The organism is Legionella gresilensis (genome assembly GCF_900639865.1).
GTDB lineage: Bacteria > Pseudomonadota > Gammaproteobacteria > Legionellales > Legionellaceae > Legionella_C > Legionella_C gresilensis.
The window spans coordinates 1-351 of the sequence record NZ_CAAAHX010000054.1; the positions used below are offsets into that span (position 1 = coordinate 1).

The following is a 351-nucleotide window of genomic DNA, read 5'->3' on the forward strand; positions in this document are numbered from 1 at the left end:
TTAATTAAATTATCTGCTTATGATGCTATAAAAAATCTACAAAAAACTTCTTATAGGCTCAGGATTCCTATAGGAGTAATAGGAACTGGATCTCCAGACGAAGCTCAATATCAAGTTGCTTTAGAAATGGGAAGGGTCTTAGCTAAATTAGGTTTAATGGTAGTTTGCGGAGGTAGGGCAGGAATAATGGAAGCCGTTTGTAAAGGGGTGAGTGAAGGTAACGGTATAAGCATTGGAATACTGCCTGAATCAACAATAGAAAAAGCGAATCAATATGTAAGCATTCCGTTATCTTCGGGGATAGGGTTTGCTAGAAATGCTGTTATAGTTTCTTCCTCTTTTTGCTTAATA

Annotated in this window: 1 protein-coding gene; it reads left to right on the plus strand. The window is 36.8% G+C overall.

The genetic code is table 11. The annotated features are described in order from the left end of the window. Positions 1 to 351: SLOG cluster 4 domain-containing protein (locus tag E1P04_RS17810; RefSeq protein WP_207386061.1), on the plus strand; the 351-nt coding region annotated here is incomplete at both ends.